Source organism: Bacillus cihuensis (genome assembly GCF_000504145.1).
Taxonomy (GTDB): Bacteria; Bacillota; Bacilli; order Bacillales; family DSM-1321; genus Peribacillus; species Peribacillus huizhouensis.
In genome coordinates, this window is sequence record NZ_KI632497.1 from 320,585 (window position 1) to 338,942 (window position 18,358).

General features: G+C 36.9%; 17 protein-coding genes. 4 read left to right on the forward strand and 13 right to left on the reverse strand.

Annotated features, from left to right (window positions below):
* Nucleotides 1-464 precede the first annotated feature (464 nt).
* The 7 genes from V179_RS0119770 to V179_RS0119800 all read right to left on the reverse strand — a co-directional run bounded on the left by V179_RS0119770 (nucleotide 465) and on the right by V179_RS0119800 (nucleotide 8,017).
* Nucleotides 465-596 (reverse strand): GapA-binding peptide SR1P, encoded by a 132-nt coding sequence (locus V179_RS0119770; RefSeq protein ID WP_028393004.1) that lies wholly within the window; start codon nucleotides 594-596, stop codon nucleotides 465-467.
* Between the two features lie 405 nt (nucleotides 597-1,001).
* Complete coding sequence (locus V179_RS0119775; protein WP_028393005.1) at nucleotides 1,002-1,250, reverse strand: hypothetical protein; 249 nt, start codon at nucleotides 1,248-1,250, stop codon at nucleotides 1,002-1,004.
* Between the two features lie 583 nt (nucleotides 1,251-1,833).
* A complete protein-coding gene (gene lpdA, locus V179_RS0119780; protein ID WP_028393006.1) occupies nucleotides 1,834-3,246 on the reverse strand; it encodes a dihydrolipoyl dehydrogenase in 1,413 nt (470 codons plus the stop codon).
* A 4-nt stretch (nucleotides 3,247-3,250) separates the two neighbouring features.
* Entirely contained in the window at nucleotides 3,251-4,543 is a 1,293-nt protein-coding gene (locus V179_RS0119785) for a dihydrolipoamide acetyltransferase family protein (RefSeq protein WP_028393007.1), read from the reverse strand.
* 148 nt (nucleotides 4,544-4,691) lie between these two features.
* The gene (locus V179_RS0119790; protein WP_028393008.1) at nucleotides 4,692-5,669 is read right to left on the reverse strand and encodes an alpha-ketoacid dehydrogenase subunit beta; all 978 of its coding nucleotides are present in this window, start codon (nucleotides 5,667-5,669) and stop codon (nucleotides 4,692-4,694) included.
* A 3-nt stretch (nucleotides 5,670-5,672) separates the two neighbouring features.
* The gene (gene pdhA / locus V179_RS0119795) at nucleotides 5,673-6,788 is read right to left on the reverse strand and encodes a pyruvate dehydrogenase (acetyl-transferring) E1 component subunit alpha (RefSeq protein WP_028393009.1); all 1,116 of its coding nucleotides are present in this window, start codon (nucleotides 6,786-6,788) and stop codon (nucleotides 5,673-5,675) included.
* 557 nt (nucleotides 6,789-7,345) lie between these two features.
* Entirely contained in the window at nucleotides 7,346-8,017 is a 672-nt protein-coding gene (locus V179_RS0119800; RefSeq protein ID WP_034302057.1) for a YkyA family protein, read from the reverse strand.
* Nucleotides 8,018-8,273: 256 nt separating this feature from the next.
* Between V179_RS0119800 and V179_RS32245 the strand changes: the two genes are divergently transcribed.
* Both V179_RS32245 and def read left to right on the forward strand, forming a co-directional pair.
* On the forward strand, nucleotides 8,274-8,447 hold the full coding sequence (locus V179_RS32245) for a YjcZ family sporulation protein (RefSeq protein ID WP_084552442.1): 174 nt from the start codon (nucleotides 8,274-8,276) through the stop codon (nucleotides 8,445-8,447).
* 296 nt (nucleotides 8,448-8,743) lie between these two features.
* Nucleotides 8,744-9,298, forward strand: a complete 555-nt coding sequence (gene def / locus V179_RS0119810; protein ID WP_028393011.1) for a peptide deformylase — start codon at nucleotides 8,744-8,746, stop codon at nucleotides 9,296-9,298.
* 164 nt (nucleotides 9,299-9,462) lie between these two features.
* On the opposite strand, the gene V179_RS0119815 is transcribed toward def, so the two are convergent.
* A complete protein-coding gene (locus V179_RS0119815; RefSeq protein WP_028393012.1) occupies nucleotides 9,463-10,239 on the reverse strand; it encodes a Cof-type HAD-IIB family hydrolase in 777 nt (258 codons plus the stop codon).
* Nucleotides 10,240-10,796: 557 nt separating this feature from the next.
* Between V179_RS0119815 and V179_RS0119820 the strand changes: the two genes are divergently transcribed.
* Both V179_RS0119820 and rnjA read left to right on the forward strand, forming a co-directional pair.
* Entirely contained in the window at nucleotides 10,797-11,012 is a 216-nt protein-coding gene (locus V179_RS0119820; protein ID WP_028393013.1) for a DNA-dependent RNA polymerase subunit epsilon, read from the forward strand.
* 3 nt (nucleotides 11,013-11,015) lie between these two features.
* Nucleotides 11,016-12,683, forward strand: coding sequence for a ribonuclease J1 (gene rnjA / locus V179_RS0119825; protein WP_028393014.1), 1,668 nt, complete (start codon nucleotides 11,016-11,018; stop codon nucleotides 12,681-12,683).
* A gap of 288 nt (nucleotides 12,684-12,971) precedes the next feature.
* Here the strand turns inward: rnjA and V179_RS0119830 are convergent, their stop codons facing one another.
* The 5 genes from V179_RS0119830 to cbpB form a co-directional block, all read right to left on the reverse strand.
* The gene (locus V179_RS0119830; protein WP_028393015.1) at nucleotides 12,972-13,631 is read right to left on the reverse strand and encodes a potassium channel family protein; all 660 of its coding nucleotides are present in this window, start codon (nucleotides 13,629-13,631) and stop codon (nucleotides 12,972-12,974) included.
* Nucleotides 13,632-13,855: 224 nt separating this feature from the next.
* Nucleotides 13,856-15,001: an N-acetyldiaminopimelate deacetylase gene (locus V179_RS0119835; RefSeq protein WP_028393016.1), complete on the reverse strand. Its 1,146-nt coding sequence runs from the start codon at nucleotides 14,999-15,001 to the stop codon at nucleotides 13,856-13,858.
* A 149-nt stretch (nucleotides 15,002-15,150) separates the two neighbouring features.
* Complete coding sequence (gene dapD, locus V179_RS0119840; RefSeq protein WP_028393017.1) at nucleotides 15,151-15,861, reverse strand: 2,3,4,5-tetrahydropyridine-2,6-dicarboxylate N-acetyltransferase; 711 nt, start codon at nucleotides 15,859-15,861, stop codon at nucleotides 15,151-15,153.
* 79 nt (nucleotides 15,862-15,940) lie between these two features.
* The gene (locus V179_RS0119845; protein WP_028393018.1) at nucleotides 15,941-16,825 is read right to left on the reverse strand and encodes a LysR family transcriptional regulator; all 885 of its coding nucleotides are present in this window, start codon (nucleotides 16,823-16,825) and stop codon (nucleotides 15,941-15,943) included.
* Nucleotides 16,826-17,573: 748 nt separating this feature from the next.
* On the reverse strand, nucleotides 17,574-18,017 hold the full coding sequence (gene cbpB / locus V179_RS0119855; RefSeq protein ID WP_028393019.1) for a cyclic-di-AMP-binding protein CbpB: 444 nt from the start codon (nucleotides 18,015-18,017) through the stop codon (nucleotides 17,574-17,576).
* Nucleotides 18,018-18,358 lie beyond the last annotated feature (341 nt).

The following is an 18,358-nucleotide window of genomic DNA, read 5'->3' on the forward strand; positions in this document are numbered from 1 at the left end:
GGGCTTTATCCCCGACTGATGGTTAGTTGAACCAATCGGGGATTTACAGGCTGTTTACCCTTCTTCTACCTTTACAATAAGGAAATTTTACAGCCTATTAAACCGGGATAAAGTGAATCTTCCATCAGTGGGGGGGTTCCACTGATGGTTAGTTGAACCAATCGGGGATTTACAGGCTGTTTACCCTTTGTACCTTTACAATAAGCAAATTTTACAGCCTGTTAAACCGCGATAAAGTGAATCTTCAATCGGTGGGGAGTTGCTTAATTCCCCACTGATTGTTAGTCGGTATACTACTATCACTAAGATCTTTGCTTTTGCTTCTATCAATCGATAATACGATACCGATTGGCAAGATACAGCGAAACTTCAAACCACTTGCCTTCTTGGCTTTCTTTTCGAATTAATAATATAAAAATAAGGCTAACCATCTGGTTAGCCTCTTATTTTTATAAAGATCATCATTAAAATTCTACTAATTCATCTTCTTCTTTTTTACTATCGCAGTGGTTGCAAAGCGCATAAAGTACACTCACTTTTTCATCTTCGAAATGTTCAATTGTTCCATTACATGTTTGACAAACTATTGTACCCATTTCTAAAACTCCCCTCAAACTAAATTGAAAACGCTTTAACAACTTATTAACTTCATAATAATATAACACAATTAATAATTCAAGCATTAATTGTATGTCACATTTATTTTTTTAATACGCGCCATAAATGTGGAAAGTAAATAAAAGATTAGGTATTATTTATGCATCAAACAATTTATTTACGACTATTATTTTTATTACAAATTTTTGGGAGTACATAAAGTGAAACTTCATACTGCGGGGATTTTATTGATCGTTTATGCAGGATAAAAATATACATTTAAATTAATTTATTCCTTACACGGTCAAGGAGGTTCATATTCTTTGGAGTGATTATTTCGTAACCGTTTTCCTAAAGTCCATTTATATTTTTAAAAATGAAATTCTTTTGTCCGTAGTTTTCCTCTATGTTATTGGTAAAATTGTTTGTAGCAAAACTTGAATAATTGCATAACAGGCTAAACTTACACCAGTAACGATCCATGTTTGTTTATTCGATTTTAAGATAACCTTACCTATATATATCGCTAAGTATGAAAAGATAAAGAACATCAACACTTTAAACAAAAACTTATCATGCATTGAAAGCCATTCAACAACAGTATACCCGCTCCATACAATTAATTGAAAAAGAAACACTACGTAATTCTTCAATCAACTCAACTCCAGTCAAATGAAATGGACAGCATTATATATACCAGAAACAGTTAATCGTAATATAGAGTCAAGACCAGCTTTTTAGAAAAGTATTGTATTTAATTTATCCCCATCCAAACATTTTAAACGCTTTTATTCTTAATAGAGGCTGTACTTCTAATTGTGTGACCCATTATATGTAACATATCAATAATTATGATTCATATTATTTATAAGAATCCAATGGGGCTTTTCCTTCATCCCGACTATTGGTTAATCTCGTTCTAGTGTCTTTAATACCTTCGCGCACCTAGATAAAGTAGATACTACGAACATACAGACTTAGTACACTGTGTCCTTACGTCTTCTTCTATGTGCCCCCTACAACTTGTGTGTGCAAAGTTTCATGTATCTCACCAATCGGCCATATACGGGTAGTTTATCCCTTACCTTCATTAAGTTCCTCATACGCTTGTGATTTGGGGTCTCTATTAATGCGGGATAAATACCATTAAAAATGAGAAGTGCTTTCTCTTTACATGCATATTACCGAAAATAAAAAACACATCCGAAATAGATCGGATGTGTTTTTTTTGTTTTGTTATTTTACAATGTGGATAGGCATTCCTAAAGCCACTTCTGCAGCTTCCATTGTAATTTCACCTAATGATGGGTGAGCATGGATCGTCATAGCGATATCTTCAGCTGTCATTCCAGCTTCGATAGCAAGACCAAGCTCAGCAATCATATCAGATGCACTAGGACCAGCAATTTGAGCACCGATCACTAAACCATCTTCTTTACGAGTGATTAGTTTCATAAATCCATCTGTATTGTTCAGTGAAAGCGCACGGCCATTTGCAGCGAATGGGAATTTAGAAGCTTTAGCATCAAGACCCTCTTCTTTTGCTGATTGCTCAGTGTGACCAACTGTAGCAAGTTCCGGCTCAGAGAATACAACTGCAGGGATACCCAAATAATCGATCTCTGAAGCTTGTCCAGCAATCGCCTCAGCAGCAATTTTACCTTCGTACGAAGCTTTATGCGCTAATTGAGGACCTGATACGACATCACCAATTGCATAAATGTTGTTAACATTTGTGCGGCATTGTTTATCGATTTCAATTAAGCCTCTGTCAGTAAGTTTAATCCCTACTTGTTCAAGACCAATTTCATCTGTATTTGGACGACGACCAACCGTTACTAATACATAATCAGCTTCGATTTTCGATTCTTGGCCATTTACTTCATATGTTACAATCACACCATTATCTGTTTCTTCAACGCCTTTTGCAAGTGCTTTTGTAACAATTTCTGCACCGTGCTTCTTCAAGTTTTTCTTAACCAATGCAGTCATTTGTTTTTCATAACCACCTGAAAGAATATCTTCTGTTCCTTCAAGAATCGTTAATTTAGTACCCATATTTGCATAAGCGCCACCAAGTTCAATCCCAATAACTCCTCCACCAATTACAACTAATGAAGATGGAACTTCCTCAAGTGAAAGAGCTCCAGTTGAGTTGATTACGCGTTTTGAATATTTAAAAGTAGGTAGTTCAATTGGAGTTGAACCAGTAGCAATGATTGCGTTTTTGAATGTATATGTTTGTGCAGATGTTTCAGTCATAACACGAACATTATTTGCATCAACAAAATACGCTTCTCCGCTAACAACTTCAATTTTGTTTCCTTTTAAAAGTCCACTTACTCCACCTGTTAATTTATTTACAACTGATGATTTAAAAGCTTGTACTTTTGAGAAGTCCAGGCTTACATTTTCAGCAGTAATCCCCATGTCTTCTGAATGCTTAGCTTCATGAAAACGATGACCTGCTGCAATAAGTGCTTTTGACGGGATACAGCCTACATTTAAGCAAACTCCACCGACCGTTCCTTTTTCAACAATTGTTACTTTTTGTCCAAGTTGTGCAGCACGAATAGCGGCAACATAGCCACCAGGACCGGCACCGATGACTAAAGTATCTGTTTCAATTGGAAAATCTCCTACTACCATGTTATTACGCCTCCATTAACAATAGTTCTGGGTCGTTAAGCAATTTTTTAATGTGATTTAATGCATTTTGAGCTGTTGCACCATCAATCATGCGGTGGTCAAAGCTTAATGATAATGACAATACTGGAGCTGCAACAATTTCACCATCACGTACTACAGGTTTTTCTGCAATACGACCAATTCCTAAAATAGCTACTTCAGGATGGTTGATAACTGGTGTGAACCATTGTCCACCCGCAGAACCGATATTACTAATCGTACAAGAAGCACCTTTCATTTCGTCAGGAGCTAATTTACCGTCACGAGCTTTTGCTCCAAGTTCGTTAATTTCATTTGAGATAGCAAATGTAGATTTGCGATCCGCATCTTTAACAACAGGAACAAGAAGACCTTTCTCAGTGTCAGCCGCAATACCGATATTATAATAATGCTTATGAACGATTTCACTTGTAGCGTCATCAAGTGATGTATTAAGTGCTGGGAATTCACGTAAGGCACTTGTTAATGCTTTTACAACATAAGGAAGGAATGTAAGTTTGATTCCTTTTTGTGCTGCAACCTCTTTAAACTTCTTACGATGAGCAACAAGTTTTGTCACATCAATTTCATCCATTAATGTAACATGAGGAGCTGTATGCTTAGAATTCACCATTGCTTTAGCAATCGCTTTTCTAATTCCGCTCATTTTCTCACGTGTTTCTGGATATTGACCGGCAGGAATTGATGGAGCTTGCGGTTTAGCTGTTACTTTTTCTTCTGTTGTAACAGTTTCAGCTTGTGCAGCAGCTGGTGCTGTAGTTCCACCAGATAAGAATGAATCAATGTCGCCTTTTAAAACGCGTCCATTATCACCGCTACCTGCAACTTGACGAATGTCTACACCTTTTTCACGAGCGTATTTACGAACAGAAGGCATCGCAATAATACGACGGTTAGAATCTACTTCCGCTTGCACTTCTTGTTTAGGCGCCTCTTCACTTTTCACTTCTTGAGCCGCTTCGACTTCTTTAGTGCTAGACTCTTCACCATGGTCACCTTTGAATTGAAGATCTTCATATCCTGGAGCGTCAAAAGAGATTAAGATATCTCCTACAATCGCTACAGTTCCTTCTTCTACATGTACTTCTTCAACTGTACCTGTTACTGGTGATGGGATTTCAACAACGGCTTTATCGTTTTGTACTTCACAAAGCACGTCATCTTCTTGAACTTTATCCCCTGGCTTTACAAACCATTTTACTATTTCACCCTCGTGTATACCTTCACCGATATCAGGGAGTCTAAATTGAAATGCCATTTAGTCTCAACCTCCTATAATTTAATCATACATATTGTCTGAAAAAAAGGAATTTATGTTACATAATTCGAGTATTTTTGCATAAAGCCTAAAATCCGGTATCTATTAAATGAAGTAGGACCGGATTTCAGTAATTTTAAAAAAACAATTAGAAGTTTAACACTTTTTTCGCAGTTTCGATAACATCCTTGTAGTTAGGAAGCCAAACTGGTTCAGCTTGTGAGAATGCGAATACAGTATCCGCTGCTGTTACACGTAATACCGGTGCGTCTAGGCTAAGAATTGCGCGGTCATTAATTTCCGCTACAACGTTCGCCGCGATACCAGCTTGTTTTTGTGCTTCTTGAACAACAATTGCACGGCCTGTTTTTTCAACAGATGCAATGATTGTGTCAATATCAAGTGGAGCAATCGTACGTAGGTCGATGACTTCTACTGAATATCCTTCTTTTTCTAACTCTTCTGCAGCTTTGATTGATTCTTGAACCATAGCTCCGTAAGTAATAATCGATAGATCTTTCCCTTCACGTTTCACAGAAGCAACGCCTAGAGGAATTGTGTATTCTTCTTCTGGCACATCTTCACGGAAAGAGCGGTATAATTTCATATGCTCAAGGAAGATGACAGGATCATTATCACGGATTGAAGAAATAAGTAAACCTTTTGCATCATATGGAGATGAAGGAATGACTACTTTCAATCCTGGTGTTTGTGCCATCAACCCTTCAAGGCTGTCCGCGTGCATTTCTGGTGTATGAACACCACCACCAAAAGGAGAACGAATTGTGATTGGTGAATTGTAACGGCCGCCAGAACGGTAACGCATACGAGACATTTGTCCTGCAACAGAATCCATTACTTCAAATAAGAAACCAAAGAATTGAATTTCAGGAACTGGGCGGTATCCTTGTAATCCTAGACCGATAGCAATACCACCAATCCCAGACTCTGCAAGCGGAGTATCAAATACACGATCTTCGCCGAATTCTTTTTGCAAGTTTTCCGTAGCACGGAATACCCCGCCGTTTTTACCAACGTCTTCACCGAAAACAAGAACATTTTCATCGTTTTTTAATTCAGTGCGTAACGCATCTGTAATAGCTTGAATCATCGTCATTTGAGCCATGGCTTACTTCGACTCCTTTTCTTTGTAGATTTCGTATTGTTCTTTCAAATTGTAAGGCATCTCTTCGAACATATTTGAAATTAAATCAGTTACCGTTTGTTTAGGCTCTGCATCCGCAACTTTAATTGCTTCTTTAATTTCTTCTTTTGCCTTCTCAATTGTTTCATTTTCCATCTCTTCAGTCCATAAACCTTTAGCTTCAAGGAATTTACGGAAGCGAACAAGAGGATCTTTCAATTCCCATTCGTTATCTAGGTCTGATGTACGGTAGCGAGTCGGATCATCACCAGCCATTGTATGTGGACCATAACGGTATGTTAATGTTTCGATAAGTGTAGGTCCTTCTCCGTTAATTGCGCGCTCACGTGCATCTTTTACAGCTTTGTAAACAGCAAGTGGGTCCATTCCATCTACTACAACACCAGGAATACCAGCAGCAACTGCTTTTTGTGCCAATGTTTTAGACGCTGATTGTTTTTCTACAGGGGTAGAAATCGCAAAACGGTTGTTTTGAATAATAAAGATCGCAGGAGCTTTAAATGCACCAGCAAAGTTGATTCCTTCATAGAAGTCACCTTGTGAAGTACCGCCATCACCTGTATAAGTAATTGCTACTGCTTTTGTACCACGTTTCTTCATTCCAAGAGCAACACCCGCTGCTTGAATGTATTGAGCTCCGATAATGATTTGTGGAGAAATAACATTTACACCTTCAGGAATTTGGTTTCCTTTAAAGTGGCCACGAGAGAATAAAAACGCTTGTGAAAGCGGCAAACCATGCCAGATTAATTGTGGAACATCACGATATCCTGGTAGGATAAAGTCTTCTTTTTCGAGTGCAAATTGTGATGCAAGTTGAGAAGCTTCTTGTCCAGCTGTTGGCGCATAGAAACCTAATCTTCCTTGACGGTTTAAAGATATAGAACGTTGATCAAGAATACGTGTATAAACCATTCTTCTCATAAGTTCTTGTAATTGCTCATCTGTTAACTCAGGCATTGCTGCTTCGTTTACGATTTCGCCTTCTTCATTTAAAATTTGTAATGTTTGAAACTGTTCTTCAACTGTTTCAAACTGTTTCTTGACATCAAAATTAGCTTGATTTGCTTTAGAAGCCATCTGTGCCACCTCATCCTTTCAATAAAAAGGTTATATTTTGTAAAGCATTCTTCATTTCTAAAAGTCTAAATGAAATACCAATGTATTTTTCCCAACAATAGTAAATGCAAACATTCACTGGGTTTTTTTCTTCTCGATATTCTGTATCAGTAAAAACTAATATTAAAATGATACAATGCTTTATCCATAGTTAAGTGTACCTCACCAAATAAGCATAGTCAATTACAACAACCTATATAAATAAGTTTTCAATCGATAATTCTTTTTAGAAAATTTATCATTGATAAAACTGTTATACTATAATTATAATATCTGTACTATAAAAGAGAAACTGTTTTACGACAGATGTATGCGCTACCTTTTTTAAAAATGTTTTTCTCCCCATTTCTTTACATTTTTTCCGACTCCCCTATACTATCATTACACAACTTCACAAAATTATTATATCCATAATGCACAATTTCCATCAGTGGGGGGATTGACCGTTAATGTGGGATAAAAACAAAAAACCGCTCAAAATCTGAGTCGGTTTACTTAGTAAATGCATATGTTTTATTTTATTTAGCTTCTTTCGTATCTGAAACCTCAATCTCTGCATCTTTATAGAATTTCAGTTTATCCTCATTATATTGATTCGTTTTTTTATTAAAATCATCGTTTGCTTCAATCACCGCTTGGTAAGATTGATTAATCTTCTCAATTTGTGCTTCTAATTCATCCATTCTCAAGTCCTCTTTTTGGAAAAGAGTATATAACTCTTGATCCAACTCTAAACTTTCCTTATATGAAGCATAAAGTTTTTCATGTGCTGCATACCTTTCATCCATAGTCACCTTTAATTTTTCTGCTTCTTTTTTTAGATTTGGGTCCTTAATGTCGTTTATTTTAGCATCTATTTGCTTAAATTTTTCTTGAGATGCAAGAAGACTTTCTCTTTCTTTTTTAAGAAGCTCTTTTCGTTTTTCAATATTATTGATGGCCTCATTCGATAGTTTAACGATTTGGTCAAACTCCCTCATGCCAAGTTTAAGAATCGTGTTGTAGTATTCTTTTTCTTTATTCTCCAGTTCAGTAATAGGCTGTTTTTGCTCTTCATAGTTTTTTTCTAACTTCACAGCCGCTTCGAGTATTTGATATATTTGTTCTTCTGGAGAGTTTTTAGCTGTACATCCCAAGAGGACTCCACCTAACACCAAACATAACACAGTCCATTTAATAAACTTACTCATTGTTAAACTCCCCCTAATCTCTATATAAACTACTATACTGGAAATCGTCAGTTTTTGACAACTAACTTCTACCCATATATCCCGTTTCCCTTACAACTAATTGCAAATTCAATTTGTCCAGTATCACTTGAATATATGACTTGTCATAACTCTTTATGATTAGGCATTAGCCCAGACCATTTTATCTTCTTTGCATAGGTTGTTAGTACATCACTCTATATGGAATGATGGAATTAACAAAACGGAGGGATCCTTTATGTATTATGGTGGCTATGGAGATACCTGCTGTTATCCAGTTGAGACTTATCCCAGTTATGGGTATGGCGGAGGCGGCTGCGGATATGGAGGCGGCTGCGGATTTGGAAGCGGATTTGCATTAATTGTCGTACTCTTCATTCTATTGATTATCGTTGGTGCTTGTTTTTGTTAACCCACAATAAATCTTTAACCTCTTTATTTTATTAAGGGATAACTAAGTTTAACTTATTCAAGTATCCTTTCAGGGGAAGTGTATATGTAATAGCTTCCCCCTCATTGAATCTTTTTTTGTATTACCCAAAAGTGAAGCATAAAAAACATGCCATTAACACTTTCATTTCATTAACTATTTGACTAATCTTTGATAAACTATCTTTATTAATACATATACAGCATATCCCCAATCCAAGTGGGATTACAGCTAATATTTCTAACTCTGGATATATTTAAGAAAGAAGGGCGAATTATATGATTACAATGGAAGATATCATTAGGGAGGGTCATCCAACACTTCGTAGTAAAGCGGGGGAAGTAAACTTACCAGCTTCTGAGGAAGAACGCGAAATTTTATCAAGTATGCTTGACTATGTGATTAACAGTCAAGACCCCGACAAGGCAAAAGAATTTGGACTTCGGCCAGGCATCGGGCTTGCAGCTCCCCAAATTAATGTACCAAAACGGATGATAGCTGTTCATGTAAAAGATTCAGAAGGTAAACTCTATAGTTATGCATTATTTAATCCAAAAATCCTTAGGCACTCAAAAGCGCTAACTTATCTGACTAATGGAGAAGGTTGCTTATCTGTTGATCGCCCCTTTCCAGGCTTCGTTCCAAGATACGCCAAAATAACCGTTAAAGGTGTGGACTTAAACGGCGAAGAAATAACAGTTAAACTAAAAGGGTTGCCTGCTATCGTTTTCCAGCATGAAATTGACCATCTAAATGGCATCATGTTTTATGATCATATTAATGAAATCGACCCGTTCGATATTTCTGCTGAGGCAACACCACTTGAGCGATGATCAAATGAAACATCAATCAGAGAGGTTTTATTGCCAGTTAATGCGGGATTAAACTCAAATAAAAAAGTTTGTCCCATTAGTAGGGTCTGACCAAGCACTCTACATTCAGTTTATTTACTGAATGTAGAGTGCTTGGTCAGACCCTGATTAGAGAACCCGATTTTTTATATTAGTCCAACTTGACGTAAGCCATACAGGATACCTTCTTCACTAACATCTTTTGTAACAAAATCCGCGTGTTTTTTAACTTCGTCCACTGCATTTCCCATAGCTACTCCATGTCCAACTGTTTCAAGCATTTCAATATCATTCAAACCATCACCGAATGCATAGACATTTTCCATGTCAAATCCAGCTTTCTTAACAAACTGTTTAATTCCTTCTGCTTTTGAACCACCAAACGGTAATACATCAATAGATAAGTCATGCCAGCGAATAAATTTGAATTTATCAAACTTTCCAGTAATCAGCGCTTCTTCTTCTTCCGCTGTACAAAAATAAAGGGCTTGATATATTTCTTTATCATGATAAAAGTCATCTTGACGTTCTGGATGTGGGAATTTCAATGTTCCTAACGCTTCTTCGATTCTATCGCTGTGAATAACACTTGCCTTCATCGTTTTTTCATTCATAAACACAAGCGAGGTCTCTTCGTTCTCTCTAGCCATTTCATGCAAACGCTCCAGTTCATTGAATGAAAGTGGGTTTTTGTATATCACTTCATTTTCAAACACAACATATTGACCGTTGAAGCTAACAAACGACTCAATGTCCAATTCTTCTCTTAAGGATTCGAACATAAATGGTGCTCTTCCAGTAGCAATCGCAACATAAACTCCATTCTCTTGCAGTTGCTTAATAGCAGCCTTAGTCGATGCAGGCAATGTCTTCTCGTGATCAAGCAATGTTCCATCTATATCAAAAAAAACAATTTTCTGCATAACTTCTTCTACACATCCAATCCATTATAATAATATCATTCTTATTTAAAACTGCGTTTTCATATCTGTCAAGAATCTTCCATTAAGCTATGTATATTTCATCCATTATTTAGCACAAGAGATTTTTTATACTATGTATATACTATAACTACTTCCATCATCGGTCAAAGCTGGGCATCAGTTGTTTTTTTTTGATAATTCCCATTAACTAGGAAAAATGTATTTACTTTATTTAATTATTCTATACAATAAAAGACAAGGGAGTGATCACCATGTTGAAAAAGCTGCGCAAAAAGCTACGTAAACAATGGAATGATCTATTAAAAAGGAAATCAATCGCATAAAATTATTTGATATAGCCCTTCAAATACTTGCGAAGGGCTTCTTGCTTGTGTAAAGTGCAATATAGACCTAATGAACGGAAATGAATGGATAGAAGAGGACTTCGCACTTACACTTAATCGTTTCAAGGTTCACATGATGTTCTAAAACATGAAAAAATTGTTTTTTTTATATATAATGAAACAAGCAATTTAAAAAGAAGAGGAGAGAATGTAATGGTTTTTAAAGTTTACTACCAAGAAAATTCAAAAAATGTACCCGTAAGAGAGCATACTCAATCTATTTATGTTGAAGGAGATTCGGAGAGAGATGTTCGCGAAAAAATAAAGGACTTTCCTTATAATATCGAATATGTTGAGACGGTTACTGGGGCATATTATGAATATGAAAAGAATAATAAAGAAGATTTTAAAGTATTGGAGTTAGGATAATTTATGAAATTTGTTAAAAATGACCAAACTGCCGTTTATGCACTCGGCGGCCTAGGTGAAATTGGGAAAAATACGTATGCAGTACAATTTCAGGATGAAATTGTAATTATTGATGCAGGCATTAAATTTCCAGAAGACGAGCTTCTGGGAATCGACTACGTGATTCCAGACTATACGTATTTAGTAAAAAATGTTGATAAAATTAAGGGACTTTTTATTACCCATGGACATGAAGACCATATAGGTGGAATTCCCTATTTATTAAAAGCCATTAACATCCCTGTATATGGTGGAAAATTGGCATTAGGTTTGTTACGTAATAAACTAGAAGAGCATGGTCTTCTGCGTCAAACAAAATTACATGAAATTCAAGAAGATGATGTGATTAAATTCCGAAAGACATCCGTTTCTTTTTTCAGAACATCTCACAGTATCCCTGATTCTTATGGGATCGTTGTTAAAACTCCACCAGGACAAATTGTTCATACAGGAGACTTTAAATTCGATTTCACTCCTGTAGGAGAGCCTGCTAATTTAACAAAGATGGCTGAAATAGGAAAAGAAGGCGTTCTATGCCTATTATCTGATAGTACAAATAGTGAAGTTCAGACATTTACAATGTCGGAACGTCGCGTAGGTGAGAGTATCGATGATATTTTCCGTAAAGTGGAAGGTCGAATTATTTTCGCTACTTTTGCTTCTAATATTCACAGACTGCAACAAGTAGTTGAAGCAGCTGTTAAAAACGGACGAAAAGTTGCAGTTTTCGGTAGAAGTATGGAAGCAGCGATTACAATTGGACAAGATTTAGGGTATATCGTGGCACCTAAAGATACTTTTATTGACGCTCAGCAAATCAATCGATTGCCTGCAAACCGTGTAACGATTCTATGTACAGGTAGCCAAGGTGAGCCTATGGCAGCCCTATCAAGAATTGCTAACGGTACACATCGTCAAATCCAAATTATCCCAGGAGATACTGTTGTATTCTCATCTTCACCGATTCCTGGAAACACACTTAGTGTATCAAGGACTATTAATCAATTATACCGTGCTGGTGCCGACGTGATCAGTGGACCACTTAGTAACATTCATACGTCAGGTCATGGCGGACAACAGGAACAAAAGCTTATGCTTCGTTTAATTAAGCCAAAGTTCTTCATGCCGATTCACGGTGAATATCGGATGCAAAAATTGCACAGCCAGCATGCCATTGACTGTGGTGTTCCAGAGGAAAACTGTTTCATCATGGATAATGGTGAAGTGCTAGCCTTAAGTGAAAATACAGCACAAGTGGCTGGAAAGATCCCATCAGGTTCCGTTTACATTGATGGTAGCGGGATTGGTGATATCGGTAATATCGTCTTACGTGACCGTCGCATTCTTTCAGAAGAAGGACTTGTTGTCGTGGTTGTAAGCATCAATATGAAAGACTTCAGGATTGCCGCTGGTCCAGATATTATCTCAAGAGGCTTTGTATATATGCGAGAATCAGGTGACTTAATTAACGATGCCCAGGCACTCATCTCAAAGCACCTTAATAAAGTAATGGAGCGGAAGACAACACAATGGTCTGAAATTAAAAATGAGATTACAGACACTCTTTCTCCATTCCTGTATGAAAAAACCAAACGCCGTCCAATGATATTACCAATTATTATGGAAGTATAAATTCAAACTTCCCCCAATAATAGTCAGTCTCGTTTACGGCCAGTTATCCCCCATCGACGCTTCTTCGATTCCTCTAAGGGCTTGACTTTCCGTTAATGAGGGATAAATAAAATTAGTAAAAAAGTACCTCATTCAATTGAATGAGGTACTTTTTTACTATGATTTGAAAAACAAGTGTTTCGTCTTTCTATATTGGAGAACATTCGCTCGAGTTGCACTTACTTCGACGTTCACATAATGAGCGTGGTGGATCTTAGCCGAAGTCCTAAATATTTTTCTCTTTTATTCTTAATCTACAGTCTTTTTTTCAAAACGGTTAATATCTGAGTCGGCTCCAATGACAATTAATATGTCCCCTTTGTGAATCGGATCATTCCCTTGAGGGGATACAACGATTTCTCCACCTCTTTTTACAGCAACTATATTAATGCCAAAGCGTGCCCTTATATCAAGATCAATAATGGTTTTACCTTCTATTTTAGGACTTGCCACAATTTCGACGATTGAATGTTCATCAGACAACTCTAAATAATCGAGAACATTATTCGATACAATACTATGCGCAATACGTTTTCCCATATCTCTCTCTGGATGAACAACATGATCTGCACCAATTTTTATCAATACCTTCTCGTGATAATCATTTTGTGCCTTCACTGTTATGTTTTCGACACCTAATTCCTTTAACATTAAAGTCGTTAAAATACTTGATTGAATATTGTCACCAATTGCGACAATCACATGATCGAAATTTCGGATTCCAAGGCTTTTTAGAACATTTTCTTCTGTTGTATCTCCAATAACTGCATGTGAAGCAATCATCGCATATTCATTAACCCGATCCTCATTCATATCAATCGCAAGTACTTCCATCCCCTCCTCAATGAGAGCTCTTACAATACTGCCTCCAAATCGACCAAGTCCAATTACCGCAAATTCTTTTTTCACGAATCCTACCTCCAACAAACTAACTTGATGCACTGCTATTTTATCATAATAAAGGGAAACTTCAATCAGTCATCCCCCACTTGCGCTTTCTTCGACTCTGCTAAACATTGAGGTGGGGGTACTGCCCGTAAAATGTGGGATAAATGAATAAAAGCATTTTCAATACGAGAACTTAACAGGAATGAATATCCCTTTATTGGGAGGATAACACTTATGTCTTTTTATTATTCATTCGACCCTTTGTATCTTATATAATTAGTTAGTAGTTTAATTGCTTTTTCAATCGCCTTTTCATCTGGGTTTAACTTAGCATGATGTAGCCCATATGTTGAATTGACCCCTAGCCAAAACATAAATCCTGGAATTTCCTTCAACATATAGCCAAAATCTTCTCCTGTCATCGCTTCTTTACAGGAATATACCTGTATTCCAGGTTCTTTTTTTGCAAACTCAATAAATTCCCTTGTGAGCTCTTCTTCATTAAAAACTTGATGGTACATGGATCCATAATCAATTGATCCTTCACATGCATAACCGACCATAATCCCTTCGAGAAGCTGTTCAATCCGCGTTTTCACTTTTACCATTGAATCTTCATTCAAAGTACGGATTGTCCCCTCCAGCCTCGCTGTTTCAGCAATAATATTTTGAACACTGCCTCCGCTAATTTTACCAATCGTAACCACTGCTGAATCAAGTGGATTGACATTTCGAGAAACAATCGATTGCAACTGACCGACAAGGGAACATGCAGCAACAACCATATCATTTGTTTCATGCGGATAGGCAGCATGTCCACCTTTTCCTTTCAATTCAATGAAAAGTTCTGAAGTATTAGCAAATAAAAGTCCTTCTTTTAGTGCAATTGTCCCTATAGGATATTCTGGAGCGATATGTAAAGCTATTATTATATCCGGCATCCACTTTTTCATTGGTTCTGATTTCAACATTGGTTCTGCACCACCAGGACCTTCCTCAGCAGGCTGAAAAATAAACAAAACATGATCATCTATAGGGGTAAACACTAAATAATGTAAAACTCCAAGAGCAATACTCATATGAAAATCATGACCGCAAGCATGCATATAGTTATCATGCTCTGAACAAAATGGTAAACCAGTCTGCTCTTTGATCGGCAACCCATCCATATCTGCTCGATAGCCAATTACTTTTTTGGGATTTTTACCGATTATTTTTACAAATATTCCGGTTTCCCATGTTTCCAGTTCAAATCTGTCCTGCGGCAATGTAGATAAATAATCCAATAAATATTTTTGAGTCTTAAATTCCTTAAACCCAATTTCAGGTATTTTATGAAGGTCTCTGCGAATTTTTACAAAAGGATTCAGTAGCGACTCTACTTCAGCCATTCATTTTCCTCCTTATACAAGTAAAGCGTGGATCATTGAACTATCCACGCTTTACTGCACCTTTATTTCCTTTTAAGAGATACTTGCTTATAATGGCATTCTTAAACATGAAATGACTGCTGATACTTCAAAATATAATGAAATTAAACTTATAATTGACGTAGTTCTTGTATGATCTCTGTTTTCGATTTTGTTTTTTCATCGATTACTTTTATTACTTTTGCTGGAACTCCTGCGGCAACAGAGTACGAAGGAATATCTTGCGTCACCACTGCGCCAGCTGCAACAACAGAACCTTGTCCGATTGTCACTCCTTCAAGAACGACTGCATTCGCTCCAATTAGTACATCATCTTCCAAAATAACCGGTTTTGCAGATGGCGGTTCGATAACACCTGCTAGTACGGCTCCAGCACCTACGTGACAATTCTTCCCGACCGTTGCACGACCACCAAGCACTGCATTCATATCAATCATCGTACCTTCTCCAATAACTGCACCAATATTAATCGTAGCCCCCATCATAATTACGGCATGGTCTCCTATTTCAACCTGTTCACGAATAATGGCACCTGGCTCAATTCGGGCTTTAATATTTTTCATATCCAATAATGGAATCGCGGAGTTCCTACGGCTGTTTTCAATTATATAGTCAGTAATTTTACCTTGATTTTTTTGGATTGCTTCATTTATTTCAGACCATTCTCCAAAAACTGTTCCTGCATGGCCACTAATAAATGTTTTAGCTGAAGGACCAAAATCGATTCCTTCCAAATCCCCTTTAACATAAACTTTTACTGGTGTAGATTTCGTGCTATTTTGGATAAAAGAAATAATCTCATTTGCATCCGTCATTTTCATGTGAAATCCCCCTACTATGTATAAATCATTGGTCTTTAATTTATCAAAAGTACCGTTAAAAAACAAGAAAATACATATTTCACCCTAGACCTTGCGTGAGTATATGTTCATTAACAATCTCTTCAAATGCTTTTACTTGCTTCAATTGAAATGCAGATTCATATCCGCAAAGCCATGTATCTCGCTGAATCGAATGATTTTGCCCGTCTAGAAGGGGAATTTTAAATATATTTTGATCTTTATCATGAAGGGTTATTGCTGGAAGAATAGCATAACCGATGCCATTGAAAACCATTTGCTTACATGTTTCAATTTGATCAACAATAATTGTGTTCTTAGGTGTCGTTTGAAAATGACGATGCCACCAATCTTGAATTTCCTGATAATAGTTTGAATCACTCTTAAACTGAATGAACGGTCGATCTGTTTTAAGCACTTGCTCCAGGTTATTCATTTCGGTATCAACCAGGTACAACATATCTGTGAATAAATGCTGTTTATAGCCTTTCCAATCAGGCGCTCCACGAATAATCCCAATATGTACTTGTCCATCATATAATGATTTTAATATTTCACTGCTCCAACCAGTAACAAGTGAGATTTTGGCATAAGGGTATTTCCGGACAAATTTCTTCAGAACTTGCGGCAGCCAATTTTGGCCAACAATTGAGGCACAGGCAATCTTTAATGTTCCATATACTTCATGATCCATAGCCTGTATACTTTCTCTGACTTTTTCTTCTTTTTCTAGAACATCATTAGCTAATCGAATAACAGCTTCCCCAGCAGGTGTTAATGTAAGCCCCTTTTGTGATCGAAGAAATAATTTAGCATTCCAATCCTTTTCAATCGATTGTAATCGCTGGGACAAGGCAGGCTGCGAGACGAATAAGCGTTCTGCAGCTTTACGCATATTCATTTCTTGTGCTAAAACAGATAATAATTGAAACTCCGAAAATGACATATTTTCAACACCTTGATTCGTTTTTCATATAACAGAATAATTATGAAACCATAGTATCACTAATTATTCTCCTTATAAAGTTAAACTCCTACGTTCCTAAAGCTTTTTCTCTTTTGGGATGTAGACCTATCTTTGGCTTACTGACTATGCCTCCAAAAAGCGATATAGACTCCCTTATTAGGAGTTGAGTCAGAATAGTCGCTTGCCTATTTTGTCCCATTTTCACCTTAAAATTAAAAAGGGAAACCTCCTGTTAAGATAGCAGGCTCTTCCTAAAGATTGTTGTTTTTAACAAGTAAGCAATTCGAGCAGATATTGATTGTAGTAGTAGGTGCGAGACTCCTGTGGGAGAAGCGTGTTGAGGGAGGCCTCTCAAGCGCAAAGTACTGTGGAGGCTCCTGAGGCCGCCCGCAGAATGCGACTACTGTAACAGAAATCAACCCAAGAGTAGTGTAAATATAAATCAAAGCAACAAATTTTTCGAAAACGGCCAAATAGAATAAAGTGAAACTTCAATCAGTAGGGGTATACTTCATCCCTGCTGATTTTTAGTTCCGATCTACAGACGTTCAGATCTTCGCTACCGCATCAATCAATCGACAGTACGATCCCGATTGGTTCACCAATCGGGCTTTACGGGCAGTTATCCCCCACCTATGCTTCTTCGATTCCTCTAAGCCTTGAGGTGAGGGGGTTCTTCCCCCGTTAATGCTAGATAAAAATAGCCCCCAAAAGGGAGCTTAATTTATTATTTAGATGGAGATTGCGGATCTTTATTTAATTCTTTTAATATAGCTCTTCTTGTAAGAATTCCTTCAAAAGTCTCCTCATCATTTTGAACACATACAAAAGGTTGGTCAATCAAGAGTTTGAGACCTTTATCCATTTTATCATCAACATGGAGCCGAGGAATATCTTTATTCATAATTTCAGAAACCTTTTTATTTTCCAGCTTTTCAAATTCAATCCGCTGCATTCCTAAGATCGAATCGAGTATGACTGGTGTACTAATAAGACCATGTAGCTTATACGTAGGATCTAATACAGGGATGGCTGTATATCCGCTCTTTGTCAAAACAAGTAGCGTATGCTCTAAATTATTGCCAATCTGGACGTGTGCGACACGTTCAGAAGGGATCATTAAGTCTTTCACGTTTAACTCCAGTAAGTTCCCATCATGAATACGGATCATGTCAAAACCCCTTACCTAATAAGTCATTATTTCATCTACACTTATAGTGTATCATAGGTAAAGAAAACTTGCTTCTTGAATTGACATATAAAATGAAACTTCTATCGGTAGAAGGTCTTATTGCCCGTTAATACGGGATTAATGCTGATCTTCTGTCATCCCTTGTTCGTTTCAATATTCTTTTGCATATATCCACACTCTGGACACTCGAAAATGACGTTTTGATTAGACTGAGCTGTTAATACCTTACTCATCTCATTTTTACATTTACATTGCGGACATATTACAGTTGGCTTTTCCAAATCTCATTCCCTCCATTTAGTTAGAATACTTTAGTTTGA